The 6,904-nt window shown below is 39.9% G+C and carries 5 protein-coding genes and 2 pseudogenes; all 7 read right to left on the reverse strand.

Annotated features, from left to right (window positions below; all coding sequences use genetic code 11):
• Positions 1 to 147: 147 nt before the first annotated feature.
• A complete protein-coding gene (locus NFS31_RS25805) occupies positions 148 to 1,011 on the reverse strand; it encodes a PdaC/SigV domain-containing protein (RefSeq protein ID WP_251501690.1) in 864 nt (287 codons plus the stop codon).
• A gap of 43 nt (positions 1,012 to 1,054) precedes the next feature.
• The gene (locus NFS31_RS25810; protein ID WP_251501693.1) at positions 1,055 to 2,518 is read right to left on the reverse strand and encodes a PAAR-like protein; all 1,464 of its coding nucleotides are present in this window, start codon (positions 2,516 to 2,518) and stop codon (positions 1,055 to 1,057) included.
• Positions 2,519 to 2,881: 363 nt separating this feature from the next.
• Positions 2,882 to 3,757, reverse strand: coding sequence for a hypothetical protein (locus NFS31_RS25815; protein ID WP_251501697.1), 876 nt, complete (start codon positions 3,755 to 3,757; stop codon positions 2,882 to 2,884).
• Between the two features lie 108 nt (positions 3,758 to 3,865).
• A pseudogene (locus tag NFS31_RS25820) lies at positions 3,866 to 4,282 on the reverse strand (phage tail tip lysozyme); the annotation flags it as partial.
• Positions 4,283 to 4,474: 192 nt separating this feature from the next.
• Positions 4,475 to 5,287: a hypothetical protein gene (locus NFS31_RS25825; protein WP_251501703.1), complete on the reverse strand. Its 813-nt coding sequence runs from the start codon at positions 5,285 to 5,287 to the stop codon at positions 4,475 to 4,477.
• An 88-nt stretch (positions 5,288 to 5,375) separates the two neighbouring features.
• Positions 5,376 to 6,239: a PdaC/SigV domain-containing protein gene (locus tag NFS31_RS25830; protein ID WP_251501708.1), complete on the reverse strand. Its 864-nt coding sequence runs from the start codon at positions 6,237 to 6,239 to the stop codon at positions 5,376 to 5,378.
• Between the two features lie 42 nt (positions 6,240 to 6,281).
• Positions 6,282 to 6,904, reverse strand: a pseudogene (locus tag NFS31_RS25835) (hypothetical protein); the annotation flags it as partial.

Raw genomic sequence — 6,904 nt, forward strand, 5'->3', positions numbered from 1 at the left:
ACATGCTGTTGCTGAAGCTTAATAATAAGCATATCAGGTTTATAATAATCTGATTCATAATCATACCGCCTTTCCCATATGAATTTAAAATTTTCCGCTTCGTTTGTTTTGGGCTATAACTGCCTGTCTAATAACACGGCAGGTCATTTATTTCAATGCATCCAGACTGAATTTTAAAATAACATAACCCCACAATGAATCATAAAAAGGAAATTCTATATAGGCAGATTTGTCATCTATTGCAAAATTGTATGTGTTCCCCATATAGGTTTCTGTATTGTCCTCTAATTTTTTTACCGCTTCAGCAAATCCTTCTGTTATTTTGGGTTCGTCACCCTTGTATCCACCCGGGCTGTACTGCCCTTCAATCAGTTCAAATTTTAAGGAGCGGATCGCCTTTATTACGTCCTCTTTAGAAAAATAATCCGTGAATGGAAGCATCTCGCCGCTGGTCAGGCTGATTGTAATATAATCATGAAAAAATGATGGGCGAAGCCCTCCAAAATAGGATTCTCCCTCATAACTTACGCTTATACAATCCTCACTCATATGAATTATGTTATATTCATTCTCACCGCTCCAAAAAGTATTTAATCCATGGTTTACGATGTCATTAAACAGCCTCAGCGTCTGATCCGCATTTTTATGGTTGAGCGACTGCGTTGCAGCGTTTAGTAATAAATTATTTACTTTTTTCTCAATGGATTTATCCTCCATTCCCGATATCTGCGGATATCGGATCGATGCTACCAAACAGGGATCTCTGTGATTATCCGGGTTTGGCCAGTAATCGGCTGTAATGATACAATCTTTGATTCCCAATTCGTTCATTGTTGTTTCTCCGGTAACCATTTCAATGTATGCCTGTTTTTCCATATCTGTACACGCCTTGTCGCCGGAAGCTGATTCATCGGCTGTCTCTTCCATATGCGCTGTATTTTTTATTTCTGAACATAGATTGTTATTAAAGCTCAATAATAAACCAATCAATGTAACAATCATATAATTCATATGTCCCCCATCTCACTTTTCTAAAATAGAATCTGTATACATCTTAATTATTATTTTTGTTTTCATATACAGATTCTTTTGTGTCAGCAATTTCCAATTCTCCACCTGTTAATATTCTATAAAATTCTTTTGCATAATCATTCCGGAGTGAAAATGTAGCGTCATCATTCATGTTTATATCATATGATATCTTAAAGCCATTCCTCTGATCTGACATCGTATTTAAATTATCTTCTGTTCCATGCAGCCAATACCACCCTGATGCTTCCCAGACATATTCTCCAAGATCAATTACACCTAAATCCTCTGGCTTAATCTCATGGACAGGCCGGTTATAAACACCTCCCACTACCCTGTACCCCTGAGTCACTATCTCCGGATCCTCCATATCTTTGGCAAATTCCTCATAATTATATCTGCCGGTAAGATGAATATACCCAGCGCCTCTGAAATGTTCTCCGTCATTTCCCCCTTTATTACCCACTCGGGAGTTATACGAATATTTACTATTAAACCATTCTTCTGGAGAATTTCCGTTAAATTGTTCCAGTGTTCTCGCCCCTGACCGGGATTCATGTTTTACCTGTCCCATAAAGAATGAAATCCTTATATCCGTAGTAATTTCATATTTCTCAAGTACCCTGTTTAATTCAGCGACGCCTGCTTTCCTTTCCGCATCGGTAAAACCCATGAAAAAGTGGAATTGATCTAACTGCTCCAGCGTCACATATTGACTCGCATTTCCTTGTTCCTCCGGTATCTCCACAACGCCGATCATTCCTCCAAACCTGCATACCATGACAGAATCCCTTATCAATGTTACCGTTTGATCCCCATTAACACTGTTCCAGATAAGCGGAGCGTCATGATTTTGTGTCCACATTCCCAATGTAGGGATACATTTTTTATAACCGCCCGCTATGACCGGCCTTGTTGGCATATCTGAAATGTCTGAAGCACGGCAGCCGTAAAAGGAATATATGTTTTCATCCGTTTTACAGGCATCACACCCCAACACAGGCAATCCTGTAACAATATCTCTGATATCCACTGCGGTACGCGCATCCAGGCGTGTTAAGTTTGTCCCCTTTGTGCAGGCAAGTATCGAACCTTGCGTAACATAAGGATTTTCCTCTATACATATATGGTATTGCTGGTGGTAAAACATCATCTCCTCTGCCAATGCCTCATTTTCTCTTCTTTTGCTTCCCGTACCTGTAAATTTGAAATCATTTATATAATACGTTTCATCCTTCTTTTGAAATACATCATCATCCTGCATGTGTCCTTTTTTATCAAAATAATAGGTGTGGTTCTCATAGTATACAAACTCGTCTTTTGCCATATGGCCGTCCTCATGGAAATAATACCACTCCCCATCTATCTTTCTGAACTCCCCCTTCACCATATCCCCGTCCGAATCGTAGTAATACTTCTTTCCCCAATCCTTTTTCCATTTTCCTTTTTTCTTCTTTTCATCCCTGCCTTTCTTCCCAAACGCCGTCACAACCGCCAGCTCCCCGCCGCTGCCTGCATGCCTGCTCGCGAGCCGAAAGTCCAGGGCGGGCGTCTGCCCTGCCCCGTCTCCCGGTGTTTCCGGGAAGATCACCTGGTTTACCGCCGCGAGGGCGCCCATGATTTTCATCATGGCCGGATCCAGGTTCGCCGGATCCCAGACGGCCGGTATGCTGAAAATGATCTTCAGGAGATGTTTGTTAAAGTTTGGCGTCAGGCGCACATTTTCCTGCGAAACGGGCGTGAGTGTAACCGGATCCGCTTTCAGGATGATCGGCGCAGGCTTATTACTTCTGCATCCGTTTGTCTCTCCTATATCCGACGCTTCCTGTCATCTGCAATTCAGGTATGCGTATCATTCCTTTACTATTTCAGACCAGTTTAAATCTGCTTCGCCTACAGCCATGTATTTTTGTAATATTGCATTATATTCTTTTTCTGATATCTCATCCTCTGACTCGGCGTCATGGTAAAATCTTGTAATCAAATCATACGGCACTTTAACTGACACACTTTCAACAGGATATACATTATACCCATCCGGTGACAGTCTGTAGAAATCCACTCCATAATTCATTGCTCCATTGCTCCAGTCCACCTCAAAAATCCCGTTAGAATAAAAATAAAGGTTTACCCTATAACCAAACTGACGCTCCACATAACCAGCCTCCCTGAACGGGCTGATCGCCTGTTTCCCGTCAAACGTAAAGAAATCATAAATCACAGGCGGCGTATCTCTTCCCCATGGACCCCCGATAAATAATTCGGGGGTTCCGTTTCCGTCTACGTCATATAATGCATAATACACCTTATAGCTCTCAAATGCATGCGCGTTTATTATTAAATACATGTCCACTTCATCTCCCAACAGGCTCCAGCGTTCTTCCCGTTTATAGTTCACTCTTTCCTGCGGGGGAAACTCTTTATCAACTGCATCTATGTACTGATTCATAATGTCATTATAAATGTTTGTTTCTGTTTCCCCAATTGATTTTTCAATTCCAGAGCCATCTTTTTCTTCACTGTTATTATAAATCAGAAGCCCTTTCATCCAAATCCCTTTTAGCCTTGCCCTGATTAAATCAGACAGCTCAGGAATCATTTTTCCATGATCCGCTGTCTGGAAGTTTACTTTCTTTATTTCAGGGTTTTCCAGTTTTTTTGAGCATCCTCCTGACATCAGCATAAGTAAAGTGAACACCCAAAAGCGGCCACGCCTGTTATTCTTCATTCCTGCCTCATTCCTTCAATGTGATATTCTGTTCAATCCATCTGTATACATATAAATCTTATCTTTATGCCTGACTCTGTAATTAAGCAAATTTCTTTTAGGCTCCTATTAATCATTTAATAATTCAAGTAAATCCTTCCATTTTCTGGCTTGTTTACTACGTGCCGGTTGTGGCATAACAGTTGGCTGTTCGTAACAATACAAAAATATCTCCGCCAGTTTTTCAGCCGATTCCGTTGACTGAGTAAATTCTTTAAAAGTCATTCCTGAATTATGATTGCCAGTAACCCATTGCTCATCACTTGTCAGATCCACTTCAACCAAAATTCTTTGTATTTGAACATCAATATCATTCGGATTCAACCCCTCTAAAGTTGTCCAATCTGTAAGCTTAGATTGCGGTGTCCACTGAACCAGTCCAAACCCCTTTCCTTTTTTTCCTGTATTCGTTCTTTCCCAAAATAACGGATTAATATTGCTCTCTGTCTCCATATTTCCCAATATAGCATAAACAGCATTTGTGCTCCATCCCGCTTCAAGAACTTAGACAATCTGAACCATTACGTATTTTTCACCGCTGCCGGCATGCACTCCTGGCCAGGAAGATATGTCGGTTTACCATGAACCTGGTCCCTTCCGACTGTTCTACAGCAGCGGGACTGCCGTTTTTATAGCTGTATGTTTCCGTCCCCAGCCCCCATATCACCCCGCCCATTTTTATCTTAGATCGTCCAGATCGAATTTCAAAACCGCATATTGATCCATATAATGAAAATATAAATTTATATACGCGTATTCTCTGTCCATAGCAAAATAATAGGTTGTTCCAAAATATCTTTCCCACCTATCAGGCGTATCTTCCAGATTTCTCACCATGGATACCAGTTTTTCCACTTCTTCTGGTTCATACCTCTCAAAACGGCCTTTATATCTGCGTATGTATTCTCCTTTAATCCAATCGTACTTCAATTCTTCAATGGCCCGGATCACTTTCTCTCTGGAAAAATATTCTGTAAACGGAACCCGTTCTCCATCGGTTAAGCTGAACGTAATATAATCGCTGAACTGCATGCAATCTTCATCTCCAAAGTAACTCCTTCCTTCATACTTAATTCCTATACTTTCATTCTCTACTGAAAGAATTTCGTATTCATTTTCACCGTACCAAAACCAGGTTGATACATCATTATACACGATATCATGAAATATTTCTAATGTCTGATCCGCATTCTCCCAACTGATTGACTGCGTGGCGGCATCCTTCAGCCCCTTATTTATTTTTCTCTGTACGGAAATGTCCTCCATATCAGATATCTGGGGAAACCGGATCGTTGCGTTTAAATAGGGTTTTTGAACAAATTCCCCTTCCTTCCGGTAATAGGCGCTAATGGTATGTTCCTGGATCTTCAGGCCATTGATTGTTGTTTCACTGGTTACTGTTTCAACATATGCCTTTCTTTCCATATCTGAGCACATGCTGTTGCTGAAACTTAATAATAAGCATATCAGATTTATAATAATTTGATTCATAATCATACCGCCTTTCCCATATGTACCTAAATTTTCTGCTTTGTTTGCTTTGGGCTGTAACCGCCTGTCTGATAATACGGCAGGCCATTTATTTCAATGCATCCAGACTGAATTTTAAAATAACATAGCCATCCAATGAATCATAAAAAGGAAAATGTATATAAGCAGATCGGTCATCTATTGCAAAATTGTATGTGTTCCCCATATAGGTTTCTGTATTGTCCTCTAATTCTTTTACCGCTTCAGCAAATCCTTCTGTTATTTTGGGTTCGTCACCCTTATATCCTCCCGGATTGTACTGCCCTTCAATCATCTCAAATTTTAAGGAGCGGATTGCCTTTATTACGTCCTCTTTAGAAAAATGATCCGTGAATGGAACCATCTCGCCGTTGGTCAGGTTAATTGTAATATAATCATGAAAAAATGATGGATGAAGCCCTCCAAAATAGGACGCTCCCTCATAACTTACGCTTATACTATCCTCCCCAACATGGATTATATTGTATTCATTATCACATTCCCAAAATTCAGTAAACCCATGATTCACTATGTTATGAAATAAACTTAAGATTTCATCGGCATTTTTATGATCCATTGATTGAGTTACAGCGTTTATTAATAAATTATTTATTTTTTTTTCAATGGATTTATCATCCATTCCTGATACCTGCGGATACCGGATCGATGCAAATAAATAGGGAATTCTGTGACCGGTCGGATTCGGCCTGTAATCGGCCGTAATACTACAGTCTTTGATTCTGAGCCCGTTCATCATTGTCTCTCCGAAAACAGTTTCAATGTATGCCTGTTTTTCCATATCTGTACACGCCTTGCCGCCGGAAGCTGATTCATCGGCTGTCTCTTCCATATGCGCTGTATTTTTTATTTCTGAACATAGATTGTTATTAAAACTCAATAATAAACCAATCAATGTCACAATCATATAATTCATATGTCTCCAATCTCATCTTTCTAAATAGAATCTGTATACAGCTTAATTATTATTTTTGTTTTCATATACAGATTCTTTTGTGTCAGCAATTTCTAATTCCCCACCTGTTAATATTCTATAAAATTCTTTAACATAATCATTCCGGACTGAAAATGTACCGCCATCATTCTTGTTTATATTATATGATATCATAAAGCCTCTCCTCTGATCTGACAACATATTTAAATCATCTTCTGCTCCATACAGCCAAAACCACCCTGATGCTTCCCAGACATATTCTCCAAGATCAATCACACCTAAATCCTCTGGCCTAACCTCATGGACAGGACGGTTATAAACACCTCCCACTACCCTGTACCCCTGAGTCACTATCTCCGGATCCCCCATATCTTTGGCAAATTCCTCATAATTATATCTGCCGGTAAGATGAATATATCCAGCGCCTCTGAAATGTTCTCCGTCATTTTCCTCTTTATTACCCAGCCGGAAGTTATATTTATTATTAAACCATTCTTCAGGAGAATCTCCGTTAAATTGTTCCAGTGTTCTCGCCCCTGACCGGGATTCATGTTTTACCTGTCCCATAAAGAATGAAATCCTCATATCCGTAGTAATTTCATATTTCTCAAGTACCCTGTTTAATTCAGCGACGCCTGCTTTCCTTT

The sequence above is a fragment of the Otoolea muris genome (assembly GCF_943193115.1).
Taxonomy (GTDB): Bacteria; Bacillota; Clostridia; order Lachnospirales; family Lachnospiraceae; genus Otoolea; species Otoolea muris.